The following is a 16,224-nucleotide window of genomic DNA, read 5'->3' on the forward strand; positions in this document are numbered from 1 at the left end:
GGCCGGGGCGGACGCGGCGGGCGCGCCGAAGGCGGGCGGCGCGGAGGCCTGGGCGGGCGGGGCGAAGCTCGGGGCGGCACCGCTCTGCGGCTGCTGCGCCTGCTGCGGGGCAGGGGCCTCGTCCTCGGCCACCTCGCCGCCGAAGTTCTTCAGCAGCGCGTCGAGACCGCCGTCGAAGCCCTGTCCGACGGCGGCGAACCGCCACACGTCCTTCAGATAGAAGTCGCCCAGCATCACGGCGCGCTCGGTGGAGAACTCGGAGCCGCTGAACGGGTACCGGGCCACCTCTTCGCCGCCCGCGACGATCCGGATGTACCCGGGGCCCACCTGCGACATCTGTCCCGCGCCGTCGATCGTCGCGGTGAAGGACAGCTTCTGGATCTGCTGCGGAATCCTGTCCAGGGTGACCCGGAAGGACTCCGTGTCCCCCGCCTGCGCACCCAGGAGCTGGATGGACTCCTCGGGGGTCTTCGGCTGGTTGAAGAACACGAAGTACCGGTCGTCCGACAACCGCTCGTCGGCGTCGAGACCGAAGCAGCTGATGTCGAAGCTCAGTCCGGGGCCGGAGATCTGCACGCCTACGTACAGATCCGTGCCCGCGGTGAGGTCACTGATCCTGGCCTTGTGGCCGCGTTGGAATTCCCTGGCCATGCGTTACGACCGTCCCCCATCCGAATGCGAGTGCGTCGCGACAGGCTAACGGCAAACACCGACACCGGAGGAAGTCGGTACAGACCCGGTACGAAACCCGTGCGGGGCCGTGGCGGACACCCGCCAGGGCCGCGCGCGCTACTCGCCGCGGGCGCCGGGTACGTGCGGCAGCCGGTCCGCCGCGACCACGCCCTCCAGGTAGCCCCTGGCGCGCTCGGTCCGCGGGTAGGCCTCGAGGAGCCGCCAGAACCGGGGTCCGTGCCCGGGGACCAGCAGATGCGCCAGTTCGTGCAGGAGGACGTAGTCGACGACGTACTCGGGCATGCCCTGGAGGCGGTGCGACAGCCGGATGCTTCCCTCGGACGGGGTGCACGAGCCCCAGCGGGTGTTCTGGTTGGTGACCCAGCGGACCGAGGCGGGCCGGGCCCGGCCTTCGAAGTACTGCCCCGACAGGCGCTCCGCGCGCGCGGCCAGCTCGGCGTCGCCGAGGACGCGCTTGCTCTCCTGGGCGGCCAGCTTGTCCAGCATGACGCTCACCCAGCGTTGCTCCTCGGCCTCGGACATCCGGGCGGGGATCAGTACGACGGTGCGATCGCCCTCGCGGTACGCGGATACCGTCCGGCGTCGCCGGGTGCTCCTGCGCACCTCGATCGCGCTCGTCCCCGGGCCGTTCGGCGGCGGATTCGTCGGTGTGCGCGGGGGTGCCCCGGCGCGGTGCAGTGGGTCGGCGGACACGCCACGACGTTACCCGCTGCACACGGGGAAGTCCCGGCTCCGGGACGCATCGGCGCCGATCCACCACTCGTCCTGGGAGGTGTGCGGCTGATTCGTACGACGAATACCCACTGCCTGTGGACAACTTTCGACGCCCCCGAGCGCATCCGGGCATGCTGGCACTCGCGGACGGATCCCGCAGACGCACGAAGACACGGCACGACACGGCACGACACCGCAGGACAGACGGGGGACCTGGCATGCATCCGATGGTGAAGCCCGCGCTCAGGCGCGGCTGGCGCGATCTGAACACCGTGCAGTTCGGGATGACACCGGCGCACGCGCTGACGCTGGCGCCGGTGGACACGGCGACGGGCAGTTTCCTCGAACTGCTCAACGGCACCCGTGGCCCGGCGCTCCTGCGGGAGGCGGGGCAGCGCATGGACCTGCCGGACGGGCATGTCGACCGGGTCGTGGAGCGACTGGCGCGGGCCGGTCTCCTCGACGACTCCCGGGGCGGCGGCCCGGCCGCCGACGCCCTGCGGGAGAAGCAGGAGGTCCTCGACCGGCTCCGCCCCGACCTGGCCTCACTGTCCCTGACCACGTCGGAGCCGGGCGACGCGATCAGACACCTGGCCGCCCGACGTGCCCGGCGGGTGGGTGTACGGGGTGCGGGACGGGTGGGCGCGGTGCTGGCGGGGCTGTTGTCGGGCGCGGGCATCGGGGAGATCGACGTGCGCGACGGCGGACGCGTCGAGCCGTGGGACGTCGCTCCGGGCGGTCTGCCCGCCGAGTCCGTCGGCGACCGCCGGGACGAGACGGCCCGCCGCGTGGTCCGCCGGGCCGCCCCCGACCGGCCGCCGCGCCGGGGCCCGACGACACCGCCCGAGGAGGGCGCCCCGGGTCTCGCCCTGGTGGTTCTCGCCCCGCGCGACGATGTCGCGGTGCACACGCCCGACCCCGCCGGCGCGGAATCCCTGATGGCCTCCGGCACGCCCCACCTGTACGCCGGTGTCGTGGAGGGAACCGGCGTCGTCGGCCCCCTCGTGCTGCCCGGCGAGACGGGGTGCGCCGGTTGTCTGCACGCCGACCGCACCGACCGGGACCCGGCCTGGCCGCGGCTCGTGGCGCAGTGGCGCTCCGGCCGGCAGCGCCGGGTACCGCCCTGCGACCTCACCCTCGCGACGACCGTCGCCGGGTTCGCGGCGGCTCACGCGCTGGCCTTCCTGGACGGCCGGACCCCGTCGAGCACCGGCGCGCGCTGGGAGGTCGCGCTGCCCGGTCTGCGATGGCGGGTGCGGCCGGTCCGGCCGCACCCCGGGTGCCCCTGCGGAGCGGCCGGGAAAGGTAAGCAGGAACACATCGCCGAGGACGGGGTGCGGCGCGCGACAATGGCGGGGCAAGGGCCGTCGGCGGACCTACGCCACGAGGCGGAACCGACACGGCCGGCTGGGACTTGGAGGGCGCATGTCTGATCTTCCGCGCAAGGCGGTCACCCGGACCGCCAAGCTCGCCGCGCTTCCGCTCGGCTTCGCCGGGCGGGCCACCTGGGGGCTGGGCAAGCGAATCGTGGGCGAGTCCGCGGAGATCGTCGGCCAGCAGCTGCAGCAGCGCACCGCGGACCAGCTGTTCAAGGTGCTGGGCGAGCTCAAGGGCGGGGCGATGAAGTTCGGGCAGGCCCTGTCCGTCTTCGAGTCGGCGCTGCCCGAGGAGGTCGCCGGCCCCTACCGGGCCGCGCTGACCAAGCTCCAGGAGGCGGCGCCGCCGATGCCGACGCGCACCGTGCACTCCGTGCTCGCGGAGCGGCTCGGTGAGGACTGGCAGGACCTGTTCCTGGAGTTCGAGGACAAGCCCGCCGCGGCCGCCTCGATCGGCCAGGTGCACCGGGGGGTGTGGCACGACGGCCGTGAGGTGGCGGTCAAGGTGCAGTACCCGGGCGCCGGCGAGGCCCTGCTGTCCGACCTGAACCAGCTCAGCCGCTTCGCCCGCCTGCTCGGGCCGCTGGTCCCCGGCATGGACATCAAGCCGCTGATCACGGAGCTGAAGGACCGGGTCTCGGAGGAGCTGGACTACGACCTGGAGGCACAGGCCCAGCGGACGCACGCCGAGGTCTTCGACGACGACCCGGACATCGTGGTGCCGGACGTCGTCCACCAGCGCGAGCAGGTGCTGGTCACCGAGTGGATCGACGGCATCCCGATGTCGGAGATCATCTCGAACGGCACGCAGGAGCAGCGCGACCGGGCCGGCCAGTTGCTGGCCCACTTCCTGTTCTCCGGTCCCGCGCGCACCGGGCTCCTGCACGCCGACCCGCACCCCGGCAACTTCCGGCTGCTGCCCGGCGGGCCTCAGGGCGAGGACGACTGGCGCCTGGGCGTCCTGGACTTCGGCACGGTCGACCGCCTCCCGGGCGGCCTGCCCGAGCCCATCGGCGAGGCCCTGCGCATGACGCTGGACGGCGAGGCGGAGGCCGTCTACGAGATGCTCCGCACGGAGGGCTTCGTCAAGGAGTCGATAGAGCTGGACCCGGACGCCGTTCTCGACTACCTCCTGCCGATCATCGAGCCGGCCCGGGTCGACGCGTTCACCTTCACCCGCGGCTGGATGCGGAGCCAGGCCGCCCGCATCGGTGATCCCCGCTCCCCGGCGTACCAGTTGGCCAAGCAGCTCAACCTGCCGCCGGCGTACCTGCTGATCCACCGCGTGACCCTGAGCACCATCGGTGTGCTGTGCCAGCTGGGGGCCACCGTTCGGCTGCGCGACGAGCTGGAGGAGTGGCTGGTCGGGTTCCTCGCCGAGGACGAGACCGAAGAGGTGGACGAGGACGCCGCCGAGGAGGGCGAGGACGAGTACGAGGGGGAGGAGACGGCCGCGGAGGCCTGATCCACCGGGGCCGAACACGCCGGGGGGCCGGTCCGTTCGCACGGACCGGCCCCCCGGGGTGGAGCTTCGTCTCCCGCCGGGAGACCTCCGCTTCAGGTGTGTCGGTTACTGCATGACCGCCATGGCCAGCGCACGCCGGGCGCGCATGGAGGCGCGCTCCGCCCGGCGCTGCATCCGGCGAGCGGTCGCCAGGCGCAGCGCCCGGCGCTCCTGCTCGGCCTCGTGCAGGCGGTCGTGCATATGCGCACGTGCCAGGGCTTCTGGGATGAGTTGCATCTCGCGGGTCCTGTTCTGACGCGAGTCCTTCGCGCCGCTGCTGGTGAAGTCTTCAGGCGTGGTGCCTGCGATGTCGTGGGTGGACGGCTTCATCGGGGCCTGCTTCTGGGGGTCGTACGTGAGGGGGCGGTCGATCGTGCCTGCGGTGTTCATGCCGAAACCGGGTTCTTGCGCGGGCGGCCACGGGGCCGCTTCCGGGCGACGACGACACCCTGGACGAACAGCTCTCCACCCCAGACGCCCCAGGGCTCACGCCGCTCCTTGGCACCGGCGAGGCAGGCCTCGACCAGCGGGCAGGTACGGCAGAGGGACTTGGCGTACTCCACGTCCGCCGGCGACTCGGCGAAGAAGACCTCCGGGTCGTAGGAGCGGCAGGGGACGGGTACGCCGAGGTTCTCGATGGCGTCGTCGAGCGCGGTGAGCGCGGTGAGCGGGGTCAAGGTGGAGTCCTCCGTGGAACAGGGCTTGGGGATCGTGTCGGAAGGCGGTACGGACGGGGCGTGCGCTTCGAGTTGCACGGGTGGTCTTCCTCGTCTGTTCGTTCCGGCCGGTTGACCGGGTGGCGGCTTGGTACCGGGTTCTTTACTTGTCCCGAGGCTCCTTCGTGCTGTCGCCCCCGTTCGGGGACAAACAGAAGGGCCGCGGATCCCGGGTGGGGTTCCGCGGCCCTGAAGGCGCCGGCCTGATCGGCGATCAGGCTGGATCACTCCAGGGTTCTGGCCCACGGAAGGCCCACATCAGGTGGTGCTGCGTCGTCTGCTTCCGGAATCCGGCACCGGTCGCGGTAAAGGCATAGGCCTGCGCCTGTGCCGCTACTGCTGCTTCCAGTGCCTTGGTCGGTCGCTCATTGCGCTCGCGGACGGGAAGGCCCGCGGGAGCAGCGGCGGCGGCCGGACGCACGGCACGAATGCCGGACAGACCGGTGCCCGAGTGAGAAGCGCCGAGCGTGCACAGGGAGACGGCCGAGCGATCGGTCATTTTGGCGGTGGAGCTGACGTTGAAGCTGCTGTTGATGCTGATCACTGGACTCGCCTCCTCTCGGCGTCTCGGGGGACTGGGACGAACCAGTCCGCGGATATGCAAGTACAACACGGATTCAGGGCCTCCGGGAAGGCCGCTGTTCCCGTGACCAAGAACCTATGGGGATTCCCGGGGCATGCGCAAACTATTTTCTCGACGAGTTTGTATCAGTCGTCCTCGTCAAGTCCCACACCTTCCTGGCCTGCGCAGATGGCCAGGACATCGGACCCGTAGCGGTTGAGCTTGCGGGCCCCGACCCCCGGGATCCGGACCAGCTCCCGCTCGTCCTCCGGGACGGACTCGGCGATCGCCATCAGCGTCTTGTCGGTGAAGACGCAGAACGCGGGCTGTCCACTCCGTCCCGCCTGCAGCGCCCGCCACTCCCGCAGCCGCTCGTAGACGCCCTCGTCCATGTCGGACGGGCAGCCCTCGCAGCGCATCAGCTTCATCTCACCGGCGTCGGTGAGCGTGCGTCCGCAGACCCGGCAGCGGGCCGGTGTCCGCTGGGTCCGTCTCGGCGCGGCGGCTCCGGCACGGCCACCGCCGCCCCCAAACCCACGCTCCACGCCTCCGGTGCCCCCGGCGGCGGCCGCTGCTCGCCCGCCTGCCGCGCCCGAACCGGGTCGCAGCCCCTTCAGGAAACGGCTGGGCCTGCGGCTCGGCCGGCCGCCGGGCGACCGGGCCAGCGCCCAGGACAGGTGCAGGCGTTCCCGCGCGCGGGTGACACCGACGTAGAGGAGGCGGCGTTCCTCCTCGATCTGCTCGTCGGTCTTTGCGTAGGTGATCGGCATCATGCCCTCGGCGACGCCGACCAGGAACACGACGTCCCACTCCAGGCCCTTGGCCGAGTGCAGGGAGGCGAGGGTGACGCCCTGCACCGTCGGGGCGTGCTGGGCGCCCGCCCGCTCGTCGAGTTCCACGACCAGATCGCTCAGGGTCGCTCCCGCTCTGGCGGCGGCGAAGTCGTGCGCCAGGTTGACCAGGGCGGCCAGCGACTCCCAGCGCTCCCGCACGGCGCCCGATCCGGCTGGCGGCTCGGTCGTCCAGCCCTCCCCGGACAGCACCGCGCGCACCTGCGAGGGCAGGTCGACGACGTCGTCGAGGAGCGAGTCGTTGCCGCCGAAGCGTGCCGCGGCCCGCAGGGCACTGCCGGCCTTGCGCACCTCCGGCCGGTCGAAGAAGCGCTCCGCGCCCCGCAGCTGGTACGGCACCCCGGCGTCGGCGAGCGCCTGCTCGTAGGTCTCGGACTGGGAGTTGGTGCGGAACAGGACGGCGATCTCGGCGGCCGGAACCCCCGAGTCGATGAGCTCGCGGATGCGGCGGGCCGCTCCCTCGGCCTCGGCCGGCTCGTCGGCGTACTCGGTGTAGACGGGCTCGGGGCCCGCGGGGCGCTGGGAGACCAGTTCCAGACGGTGGTCGGCCGCCCGCCCTCTGGCCTGGGCGAGCAGACCGTTGGCGAGGTGGACGACCTGCGGGGTGGACCGGTAGTCGCGGACCAGCTTGACGACGGTGGCACCGGGGTGGCGGACGCGGAAGTCGAGCAGATGGTCGGGGGTTGCTCCCGTGAACGAATAGATCGTCTGGCTGGCGTCGCCGACCACGCACAGGTCGTCGCGGTCTCCGAGCCACAGCTCCAGCAGGCGCTGCTGGAGCGGGCTGACGTCCTGGTACTCGTCGACCACGAAGTGCTGGTACTGGGCGCGGACCTGCTCGGCGACGTCGTGCCGGTCCTGGAGGACGGCCACCGTCAGCAGCAGCACGTCCTCGAAGTCGATGACGGAGCGCGCGCGCTTGAGGTCCTCGTAGGCCGCGTACAACTGCGCGATCTCCGCCGGGTCGCGGGGAGCCTCACGGCCGGCCTTGGCCGCCGCCGGGGCGTAGTCGGCGGGGACCGTCTGGGTCACCTTGGACCACTCGATCTCCGCGGTGACGTCGCGCAGCTCACCCCGGTCGAGGCGGATGCGGCAGGCGGCGGCCGCGTCGGCGACGAGCTGGATCTTGCGGTCGACGAGCCTGGGCAGGGAGCCGCCGATCGCTTTCGGCCAGAAGTACTGGAGCTGGCGCAGCGCCGCCGAGTGGAAGGTGCGGGCCTGCACACCGGCGGCGCCGAGCTGGCGCAGCCGACCGCGCATCTCGCCGGCCGCACGGTTGGTGAAGGTGACGGCGAGCACGCTGGAGGGCTGGAGGATCCCGGCCCGCACTCCGTAGGCGATGCGGTGGGTGATCGCCCGGGTCTTGCCCGTGCCGGCTCCCGCCAGCACACACACCGGGCCGTGCAGGGCGGTCGCCACCTCGCGCTGCTCGGGGTCGAGCCCTTCGAGCACCGCGTCGGCCGAGTCCGGTACCTGCGGGAAGAGGGTGGAGTGCGTTGCTGCTGTCACACCGCCATGCTGCCAGGTCTCGCGAGACGGGTGAGTCGGTTGTCCACAGGCACGCACCGATAGTCGTACCAATGCGACAGGCGTCACGCCGCAGGCAGCACACGGCAAGCAGCACGCCGCAGGCAGCACGCGGCGGGAAGGCGCGACGGGAATGGTCGCGCCGCCGTGGACGTTCTCCTTCTGCGACCTCATCCCCGAGCCGCCGCTTTCCCGAGTCGCCGAAGGAGCACGAGAGACATGCCGGGCACTGTGACGATGTACAGCACCACGTGGTGCGGCTACTGCCGTCGGCTGAAGAGCCAGATGGACCGCGAGGGCATCGCGTACACCGAGGTCAACATCGAGCAGGACCCGGAGTCCGCCGCGTTCGTGGAGAAGGCGAACGGCGGAAACCAGACGGTGCCGACCGTGCTCTTCCCCGACGGCTCGACGCTGACGAACCCGTCGCTGGCGCAGGTGAAGCAGAAGGTCGGCGCGTAGCCGGCAGGCCAGGACCCAGTCAGTCGCAGAAGTCGTAAAGGGGCGGCCCCCTCCCGCAACGGGAGGGGGCCGCCCCTCTTGTGACGCCGGGCTCAGAAAGCGCCGCGTGTGGGCAGGGGCCTGCCGTACCAGAGTTCGATGAGGCGGGCCGCGATCGAGATGCCGTAGGGCGGCAGCACCTCGCCGGACTCGAAGGCGGCGCCCAGTTCCTCGCGGGAGAACCAGCGGGCCTCGTGGATCTCGTCGCCGTCGACGTTGATCTCGGTCGACGTGGCGTGGGCCATGAAGCCGAGCATCAGGCTGGACGGGAACGGCCACGGCTGGCTCGCGACGTACTCGACCGGGCCGACGGTGACGCCGACCTCCTCCTGGACCTCGCGGCGCACCGACTGCTCGATGGACTCCCCGGGCTCCACGAAACCGGCGAGGGTCGAGAAGCGGCCCTCGGGCCAGTGCATCTGGCGGCCGAGCAGGATGCGGTCCTCCCCGTCCGTGACCGCCATGATCACCGCCGGGTCGGTGCGCGGGTAGTGCTCGGCACCGCAGGCGGGGCAACGGCGGATGTGTCCTGCCGCGGCGATGACGGTGCGCTCGCCGCAGCGGGAGCAGAACCGGTGCAGGCGCTGCCAGTTCTCCAGGGCGACCGCGTGGGCCATCAGTCCGGCGTCCCGGGGCGACAGGAGCAGGCCGGCCTCGCGCAGGCCCGCGGGGCGGGCGGACTGGTCCATGCGGCCGGGCAGGGAGTCCTTCTGGAGGGCGAAGTAGCTGGTCCCGTCCTCGTCGGTGCCCAGGAAGTAGCGGTGCGCCTCGGTGAGCGGGGCCTCGAAGGAGGGGGTCATGACGAGTTCGGTGGCCCCGTCGGGTGTCTCGTCGATCAGGACCTGGCCGCCGGAGACCACGAAGCAGCGCGTCGAGGGGTGGCTCCACGCCGCCGCGAGCCAGGCCTCGTCGAGGCGGTGGTGGGCGGCGCGGTCGATGCCGCTGGGCGCGGTGAGCGAGATGGGACGGTCGGCGGTGTGGTCGGTCCAGGTGGTCACGGGTGCTTCCAACTCCCCCGGTGAGCGGTTCGGTTCGGCAGGCGGGTTCAGCGGTTCGTACGGCGGGCGGTGCCCGGGTCCGGGAGGGCTCGGCGGTGCGGGGCGGCCTTTCCAGTGTGCCGCGCGCGTCGCCGGTCGGGTCCCGGACCGTGCGGCGCTCAGGGCGCGTGACGCCAGTGCTCCGCCAGATCGCCCCAGAGGTGGGCGGAGGTTTCGACGCCCTTGAGGAGCAGGTCCAGTTCCACCTTCTCGTCGGGGGCGTGCCAGCCGTCGGACGGGACGGAGATGCCGAGGAAGAGCACCGGCGCTCCGAGGACCTCCTGGAGGTCGGCGGCCGGTCCTGAGCCGCCCTCGCGCGTGAAGCGGACCGGTTTCCCGAAGGCCCGGCCCATCGCGCGGACCACGGACCGCAGCGCGGGGTGGTCCAGCGGCGTCAGGCACGGGCGGGTGGCGGAGCTGAAGGTGATCTCGCAGCGGATGCCCGACGGAACCCGGTCGGCGGCCCAGGCGCGGACGGCCTTCTCCACGTGATCGGGCTCTTGGCCCGCGACGAGGCGGAAGGAGAGCTTCACCATGGCGGACGACGGGATGATCGTCTTGCTGCCCGGGCCCTGGTAGCCGCCGCCGATGCCGTTGACCTCGGCGGTGGGGCGGGCCCAGATGCGCTCCAGGGTGGTGTGTCCGGCTTCGCCGTGGGCGGCGTAGGACTTGGCCGTGCGCAGCCACTGCCGCTCGTCGAAGGGCAGTTCGGCGAAGAGCTCACGCTCGCGGTCGGTGAGGTCGACCACTCCGTCGTAGAAGCCGGGGATCGCCACGCGCGCGTGCTCGTCGTGCAGGGCGGCCACGAGTCGGGCGACGGCGGTGGCCGGGTTGGGGACCGCTCCGCCGAAGGAGCCCGAGTGGATGTCCTGGTCGGGTCCGTGCAGGTGGATCTCGCACTCGGCGAGGCCCCGCATGCCGGTGCAGACGGTGGGGGTGTCCTCGGACCACATGCCGGTGTCGGAGACCACCACCGCGTCGGCGGTGAGCCGCTCGGCGCGCTCCTCGACGAGGGCGCGGAAGTGCGGGGAGCCGGATTCCTCCTCGCCCTCGATCAGCAGCTTGAGGTTGACCGCGGGGGCGGTGCGGCCGGTGGCGGCGAGATGGGCGCGCACGCCGAGTGTGTGGAAGAACACCTGCCCCTTGTCGTCGGCCGCCCCGCGCGCGTAGAGACGGTTCTCGCGGACGACGGGGTCGAAGGGGTCGCTGTTCCAGCCGTCCTCGCGGGCGGCGGGCTGTACGTCGTGGTGGCCGTAGACGAGGACCGTCGGCGCCTGCGGGTCTCCGGAGGGCCACTCGGCGAAGACCGCGGGGGCGCCGGGGGTGGGCCAGACCTCGGCGGTCGGGAAGCCGGTCTCCTTCAGTTTGGCGGCGAGCCAGTCGGCGCTGCGGTGCACATCGGTCGCGTGGTCGGGCTGGGCCGACACGGACGGGATGCGCAGCCAGTCGACGAGGTCGTCGAGGAAGGCGGCGCGGTGCTGTTCGATGTACGTGCGGACAGCGCTGACAGCATTGTCAACGGGGTGGCTCATGCTTACGAGCCTATCGGCCCGCGCGGACACCCCGATCGTGCGGTTCGTCACCGACCGGCTCGGCCAGCAGCAGCTTCTCCAGCGCCGCCCGGTCCGGCAGCCCCTGGGGCCGTACGACCTCGCCGGTGCGCACGTACAGGAACGCGGCCGTCACCGAGGCGGGCGGCACGTGCTGCTGCTCGGCCCAGGCGATGCGGTAGAGCGCGAGCTGGAGCGGGTCGGCGGTGGCGGCGCGGTTCGTCTTCCAGTCGACGATCTCGTACGTCGCGGTTTCTCCGTTGCCCTCCTTGTAGACGGCGTCGATGCGGCCGCGTACGACCCGGCCGGCGAGCGAGAGCTGGAAGGGCGCCTCCACGCGGAAGGGTGTGCGGCGGGCGTACTCGGTGCGCTCGAAGGCGTCCTTCAGGAACTCCAGATCCTGTTCGTCGGCGATCTCGGCGTCGCCGCCGGGCAGCTCCTCCGGTTCCAGCAGGGGCAGCGTCAGGGGTTCGAACCGGGCCTCGACCCAGGCGTGGAAGCGGGTGCCGCGGCGCGCGGCGGGCTGCGGCGGGCGGGGCATGGGCCGGGCCAGCTCCTGGGCGAAGCCGTCCGGGTCGGCGGCCAGACTCAGCAGCTGAGAGGCGGTCAGCGACGCCGGAAGCCGCACTTCGGTGACGCTCTCGCGAGCGCGCAGGAGCTCGCCGGTGAGCGCGTCGAGGTCGCGGTCCCAGGAGGCGACGGTACGGGCCTCCTCCGGAGTGAGGCGTGCGGGTGCGCGTGCGGCGCCCGAGGACGGTTCGTGGGGCGTCGCCTGGTGCGGGACCGTGGGGCTCTCCCGCGGGGTGGTGGGGCGGTCCGCGGTCCAGGTGTCCCAGTCGGCGGGGTCCCCGGCCCGGTCGGGATCCGCTTCCTCCGGGAGTGCCTCGTCGTCCTCCGGAGGTGGCGGCCAGTCCGGGTCGTCGTAGGTGCCGGGGTCGGACGGGAGGCCGCCTTCCCCGGAGGCGAGGCCGTCCAGGTGGGCGAGGACCGTCTGCGCGGCGGCCCGGCGCCGGGCGAGTGCCTCGTCGTCCAGGGGCAGGGGCCAGACCTCGTCGACGGCCGCCCGGTGCAGGGCGGGGTTCTCCTCGTCCTCGGCCGGTTCGTCCGCCCAGGCCTCGATCTCGCCGTGTCCGGCGGCGCAGTGCTCGTACAGCGCCGTGAGGAAGTCCGAGGGGCCGCGGGGCTTCTTCTGGCTGGGCCCCCACCAGTGTCCGGAGCCGAGGAGCAGGGAGCGGGGGCGGGTGAAGGTGACGTAGCCGAGGCGGAGCTCTTCGGTGTGCTGGTGGTCCTTCATGGCCTCGTGGAAGGCCTTCAGGCCGCGGGAGTCCCAGGAGGCGACGTCGGGCAGGGTCTCGGCGTCGCCGCGCAGGCCGTGCGGCAGCACCTTGCCCTGGGCGGTCCACTTCTCGCGTCCCTGGCCGCTGGGGAAGGTGCCGGTGACGAGGCCGGGCACGGCGACGACGTCCCACTCCAGGCCCTTGGACTTGTGCGCGGTGAGCACCTTGACGGTGTTCTCGCCGCCGGGCAGCGCGTTGTCCAGGCCCTTCTCGTACTGCGCGGCGGTGCGCAGGAAACCGAGGAAGGCGAGCAGGTTGGCCTCGCCGTCGCTCGCGGCGAAGGACGCGGCGACGTCGAGGAAGTTGGACAGGGTCTCGCGGCGGCGGGCCGCCAGGGCGTGCGGGGACGCCGACAGCTCGACCTCCAGGCCGGTGACGGCGAGGACGCGGTGCAGGACGTCCATGAGCGGGTCGGACAGGGCTCGGCGCAGATCGCGCAGCTCGGTGGCCAGCCGGGCGAACCGCACACGCGCGTCCGCCGAGAAGGGCAGCCCGTCGTCGTCCCCGGTGCCGTCCAGCGGCGTCTCCAGGAAGGTGTCCAGGGCGTCCGCCAGCGATATCACCTCGGACGGGTCGACTCCCTCGACGGCCTCGGCGAGCCTCCGGTCGGGATCGTGGGCGCCCGCCACGCGCGCGTGGCTCACGAGCAACCGGGCACGGCGCCCCAGGAGGGCCAGGTCGCGCGGGCCGATGCGCCAGCGCGGTCCGGAGAGCAGGCGCACCAGGGAGGCGTTGGCGCCCGGGTCCTGGAGGACCTCGCAGACGGCGACCAGGTCGGCCACCTCGGGGAGGTGCAGCAGCCCGGAGAGGCCGACGACCTCGACGGGGACGTCGCGGGCCACCAGCGCGCCCTGGATCTCGGCGAAGTCGGTCGCCGTGCGGCACAGGACGGCGATCTCACCGGGTGCCTTGCCGGTGCGCACGAGGTGGGCGACGGAGTCGGCGAGCCAGTCGATCTCCTCGGCGTGGGTGCGCAGCAGGGCGCAGCGGACCATGCCGTCGCGTTCGGCGCCCGGGGCGGGGCGCAGGGCCTCCACGCCCGCGTGCATGGCGCGCAGGGGCTCGGCGAGGCCGTTGGCGAGGTCGAGGAGGCGGCCGCCGCTGCGGCGGTTCTCGCTGAGCGCCTGACGGACCGCGGGCCGTCCGTCCGCGTGGGCGAAGTGTTCGGGGAAGTCGTCGAGGTTGGCGACGGAGGCGCCGCGCCAGCCGTAGATCGCCTGGCAGGGGTCGCCCACGGCGGTCACGGGGTGGCCGGTGCCGCCGCCGAACAGGCCCGCCAGGAGGATGCGCTGGGCCACGGAGGTGTCCTGGTACTCGTCGAGCAGCACGACCCGGTACTCGTCGCGCAGCACGCGGCCCACCTCGGGGAGTCCGGCGAGCCGTGCGGACAGGGCGATCTGGTCGCCGAAGTCGAGCAGGTCCCGCTCGCGTTTGGCGGCCCGGTAGCGGATCACCAGGTCGGCCAGTGCGCGGCGGGCGGCGGCGGCCTCGGGGACCTTGCGCAGTTCGGCGTTGCTGAGCCGGACGCCCTCCAGGGTGTCCAGCAGACCGGCGTCCCAGGTGCGGAGGTCTTCGGGGCGCACGAGGTGCTCGGCGAGTTCGGCGTCGAGGGCGAGGAGGTCGCTGACCAGGTCGGCGAAGGACCGGGTGAGCGCCGGATAGGGCCCGGGGGCCTCGCGCAGGACCCGCGCGGCGAGCTGGTAGCGGGTGGCGTCGGCGAGCAGGCGGGACGTCGGTTCCAGCCCGAGACGCAGGCCGTGGTCGGTCAGGAGGCGGCCCGCGAAGGCGTGGTACGTCGAGATCGCGGGCTCGCCCGGCGGGTGGTCCGGGTCGATCACGTCCGGGTCGGTCACGCCCGCTCTGATCAGGGCCTTGCGGACGCGTTCGGCGAGTTCGCCGGCCGCCTTGTTGGTGAAGGTGAGGCCGAGGACCTGTTCCGGGGCGACCTGGCCGGTGCCGACCAGCCACACCACGCGGGCCGCCATCACCGTCGTCTTGCCCGACCCGGCTCCGGCCACGATCACCTGCGGTGCGGGCGGCGCGACGATGCAGGCCGTCTGCTCCGGGGTGAAGGGGATGCCGAGGAGCTCCTTGAGCTGCTCAGGATCGGTGATGTGGGCGGGCACGTCAGAGAGGCTAGCGGCGCCCACTGACAGCGGGTGCCGGATGGCCTTTCGGGGGTGAGGGAAGCGCAGGTCAGCCCGTGGGGTGCGACGTGTCACACCGGCCGCTCGGCCTCGGCGGTCCCGGTCCGCTCCGGTCCGGTTCCGCGACGCTCCGGCGCCCGCCTCCCGTCGCTCACTCCACGACGTGCCGGCCCTCGGGCCGTGCGCTGCAGGACGCGCGGAAGGCGCAGTGGGTGCAGTGCTGGCCCGTGGTCGGGGTGAACCGTTCGTCGAGGACCTTGCCCGCGGCCGTGGCCAGCAGGTCGCCGACCCACTCGCCCTCCGGCCCCTGCTGCGACTCCTGCGTCTGCACCTTGGGCAGGGTCTCGCCGCCGTCCCGCCGGGGCGCGCCCTGGCGCAGGTGGACGAGTTCGGCGCCGCCCGGTTCGGGGCGTACGCCGTCGAAGACGTCGTCGACGGCGCCCTCGCGGACGGCGAGCTGGTACACGGCGAGCTGGGGGTGGCGGGCCACCTCCGAGGACGTGGGCGCCTGTTTGCCGGTCTTGAAGTCGACGACGTAGGCGCGTCCGTCGCCGTCGGCCTCCACGCGGTCCATCTGGCCCCGGATGCGCACCTCGTAGTCGCCCGCCTCCAGGGTCACGTCGAAGTCGTGCTCGCTCGCCACCGGGGTGCGCCCGGCACGGTCCATGACGTGCCACTTCAGGAAGCGTTCGAGCGCCACGCGCGCGTGGGCCTTCTCCTGGGCCGACTTCCAGGGCGCGTCGAAGGCGAGCGCGTTCCACACGGAGTCCAGGCGCTCCATGAGGACGGCGAGGTCGGCCGGGGTGTGTCCGGAGGCCACCTCGTCGGCGAGGACGTGCACCACGTTGCCGAAGCCCTGGGCGGTGGTCGCGGGCGCGTCGGCCTTCACCTCACGGCCCAGGAACCACTGCAGGGCGCAGGTGTTGGCCAACTGGTCCAGGGCGCTTCCGGAGAGGGTGACAGGCTGGTCGCGGTCGCGCAGGGGCACCTTGCTCTCGGTCGGGTCCCACATGCCCCACCAGCGGTAGGGATGGGCGGACGGCACCAGGGGGCGGCCGTCCTCGTCGGTCAGCGCGGCGAGGCGGGCCAGACGGCGCGCGGCGGCCTCTCTCAGAGGCGCGGAGACGCGAGGGTCGACGGTGGTGGCCCGCAGTTCGGCGACGAGCGCCGCGACGGCCAGGGGGCGGCGCGGGCGGCCGGTGACGTCGGCGGGTTCGACGCCGAGTTCGGTCAGGAACCGGGAGGGCTGGTCCCCGTCGTCGGCCGGTGCCTTCACCGCGGTCACGACGAGTCGTTCCCGCGCGCGCGTGGCGGCCACGTAGAACAGGCGGCGCTCCTCGGCGAGCAGGGCTCCGGGGGTGAGGGGTTCGGCGAGTCCGTCGCGGCCGATCCGGTCGGCCTCCAGGAGGGAGCCGCGGCGGCGCAGGTCGGGCCACAGACCCTCCTGGACGCCGGCGACGACGACCAGCCGCCACTCCAGCCCCTTGGAGCGGTGCGCGGTCATCAGGCGAACGGCGTCGGGGCGTACGGCACGCCGCGCGAGGGTGTCGGCCGCGATGTCCTCGGCATCGATCTCCTCGAGGAAGTTCAGGGCGCCCCGGCCGCCGGTGCGCTCCTCCGCGCGGGCGGCCGTCGCGAACAGCGCGCACACGGCGTCCAGGTCGCGGTCGGCGTTGCGCCCGGCCGCGCCGCCGCGCCGGGCGGAGCGT

General features: G+C 72.9%; 13 protein-coding genes. 3 read left to right on the top strand and 10 right to left on the bottom strand.

The annotated features are described in order from the left end of the window. Both BZZ08_RS36345 and BZZ08_RS36350 read right to left on the bottom strand, forming a co-directional pair. The coding region (locus BZZ08_RS36345; protein WP_133169254.1) for a TerD family protein at window positions 1-651 on the bottom strand (651 nt) is incomplete at its 3' end. A gap of 138 nt (window positions 652-789) precedes the next feature. Next, window positions 790-1,386: a M48 metallopeptidase family protein gene (locus BZZ08_RS36350; protein WP_198601898.1), complete on the bottom strand. Its 597-nt coding sequence runs from the start codon at window positions 1,384-1,386 to the stop codon at window positions 790-792. A gap of 239 nt (window positions 1,387-1,625) precedes the next feature. Between BZZ08_RS36350 and BZZ08_RS36360 the strand changes: the two genes are divergently transcribed. Both BZZ08_RS36360 and BZZ08_RS36365 read left to right on the top strand, forming a co-directional pair. Then, on the top strand, window positions 1,626-2,840 hold the full coding sequence (locus tag BZZ08_RS36360) for a TOMM precursor leader peptide-binding protein (RefSeq protein WP_133169255.1): 1,215 nt from the start codon (window positions 1,626-1,628) through the stop codon (window positions 2,838-2,840). Next, window positions 2,833-4,248 (top strand): ABC1 kinase family protein, encoded by a 1,416-nt coding sequence (locus BZZ08_RS36365; protein WP_104636438.1) that lies wholly within the window; start codon window positions 2,833-2,835, stop codon window positions 4,246-4,248. The genes BZZ08_RS36360 and BZZ08_RS36365 overlap by 8 nt, the downstream gene beginning before the upstream one ends. Window positions 4,249-4,353: 105 nt before the next feature. Here the strand turns inward: BZZ08_RS36365 and BZZ08_RS36370 are convergent, their stop codons facing one another. The 4 genes from BZZ08_RS36370 to BZZ08_RS36385 all read right to left on the bottom strand — a co-directional run bounded on the left by BZZ08_RS36370 (window position 4,354) and on the right by BZZ08_RS36385 (window position 7,925). Beyond that, a complete protein-coding gene (locus BZZ08_RS36370; protein WP_104636439.1) occupies window positions 4,354-4,677 on the bottom strand; it encodes a hypothetical protein in 324 nt (107 codons plus the stop codon). Continuing rightward, window positions 4,674-5,042 carry a WhiB family transcriptional regulator gene (locus BZZ08_RS36375; protein ID WP_064729724.1) on the bottom strand — a complete coding sequence of 123 codons (369 nt, stop codon included), beginning with the start codon at window positions 5,040-5,042 and terminating at the stop codon, window positions 4,674-4,676. The genes BZZ08_RS36370 and BZZ08_RS36375 overlap by 4 nt, the downstream gene beginning before the upstream one ends. A gap of 175 nt (window positions 5,043-5,217) precedes the next feature. Continuing rightward, window positions 5,218-5,547, bottom strand: a complete 330-nt coding sequence (locus BZZ08_RS36380) for a hypothetical protein (RefSeq protein WP_198601899.1) — start codon at window positions 5,545-5,547, stop codon at window positions 5,218-5,220. Window positions 5,548-5,711: 164 nt separating this feature from the next. Beyond that, window positions 5,712-7,925: an ATP-dependent DNA helicase UvrD2 gene (locus BZZ08_RS36385; RefSeq protein ID WP_198601900.1), complete on the bottom strand. Its 2,214-nt coding sequence runs from the start codon at window positions 7,923-7,925 to the stop codon at window positions 5,712-5,714. 237 nt (window positions 7,926-8,162) lie between these two features. Between BZZ08_RS36385 and BZZ08_RS36390 the strand changes: the two genes are divergently transcribed. Then, window positions 8,163-8,405 carry a mycoredoxin gene (locus BZZ08_RS36390; RefSeq protein ID WP_104636442.1) on the top strand — a complete coding sequence of 81 codons (243 nt, stop codon included), beginning with the start codon at window positions 8,163-8,165 and terminating at the stop codon, window positions 8,403-8,405. A gap of 92 nt (window positions 8,406-8,497) precedes the next feature. Here BZZ08_RS36390 and nudC read toward each other — a convergent pair whose 3' ends face one another. The 4 genes from nudC to BZZ08_RS36410 all read right to left on the bottom strand — a co-directional run. Then, the gene (gene nudC / locus BZZ08_RS36395; RefSeq protein WP_198601901.1) at window positions 8,498-9,442 is read right to left on the bottom strand and encodes an NAD(+) diphosphatase; all 945 of its coding nucleotides are present in this window, start codon (window positions 9,440-9,442) and stop codon (window positions 8,498-8,500) included. A 158-nt stretch (window positions 9,443-9,600) separates the two neighbouring features. Further along, window positions 9,601-11,013 carry a dipeptidase gene (locus BZZ08_RS36400; RefSeq protein WP_104636443.1) on the bottom strand — a complete coding sequence of 471 codons (1,413 nt, stop codon included), beginning with the start codon at window positions 11,011-11,013 and terminating at the stop codon, window positions 9,601-9,603. Between the two features lie 10 nt (window positions 11,014-11,023). After that, window positions 11,024-14,494: an ATP-dependent DNA helicase gene (locus BZZ08_RS36405; protein ID WP_198601902.1), complete on the bottom strand. Its 3,471-nt coding sequence runs from the start codon at window positions 14,492-14,494 to the stop codon at window positions 11,024-11,026. Window positions 14,495-14,666: 172 nt separating this feature from the next. Continuing rightward, window positions 14,667-16,224 (bottom strand): PD-(D/E)XK nuclease family protein (locus BZZ08_RS36410; protein ID WP_133169256.1); only part of this gene is annotated, 1,558 nt, incomplete at its 5' end.

The organism is Streptomyces sp. MH60, from assembly GCF_002939385.1.
GTDB lineage: Bacteria > Actinomycetota > Actinomycetes > Streptomycetales > Streptomycetaceae > Streptomyces.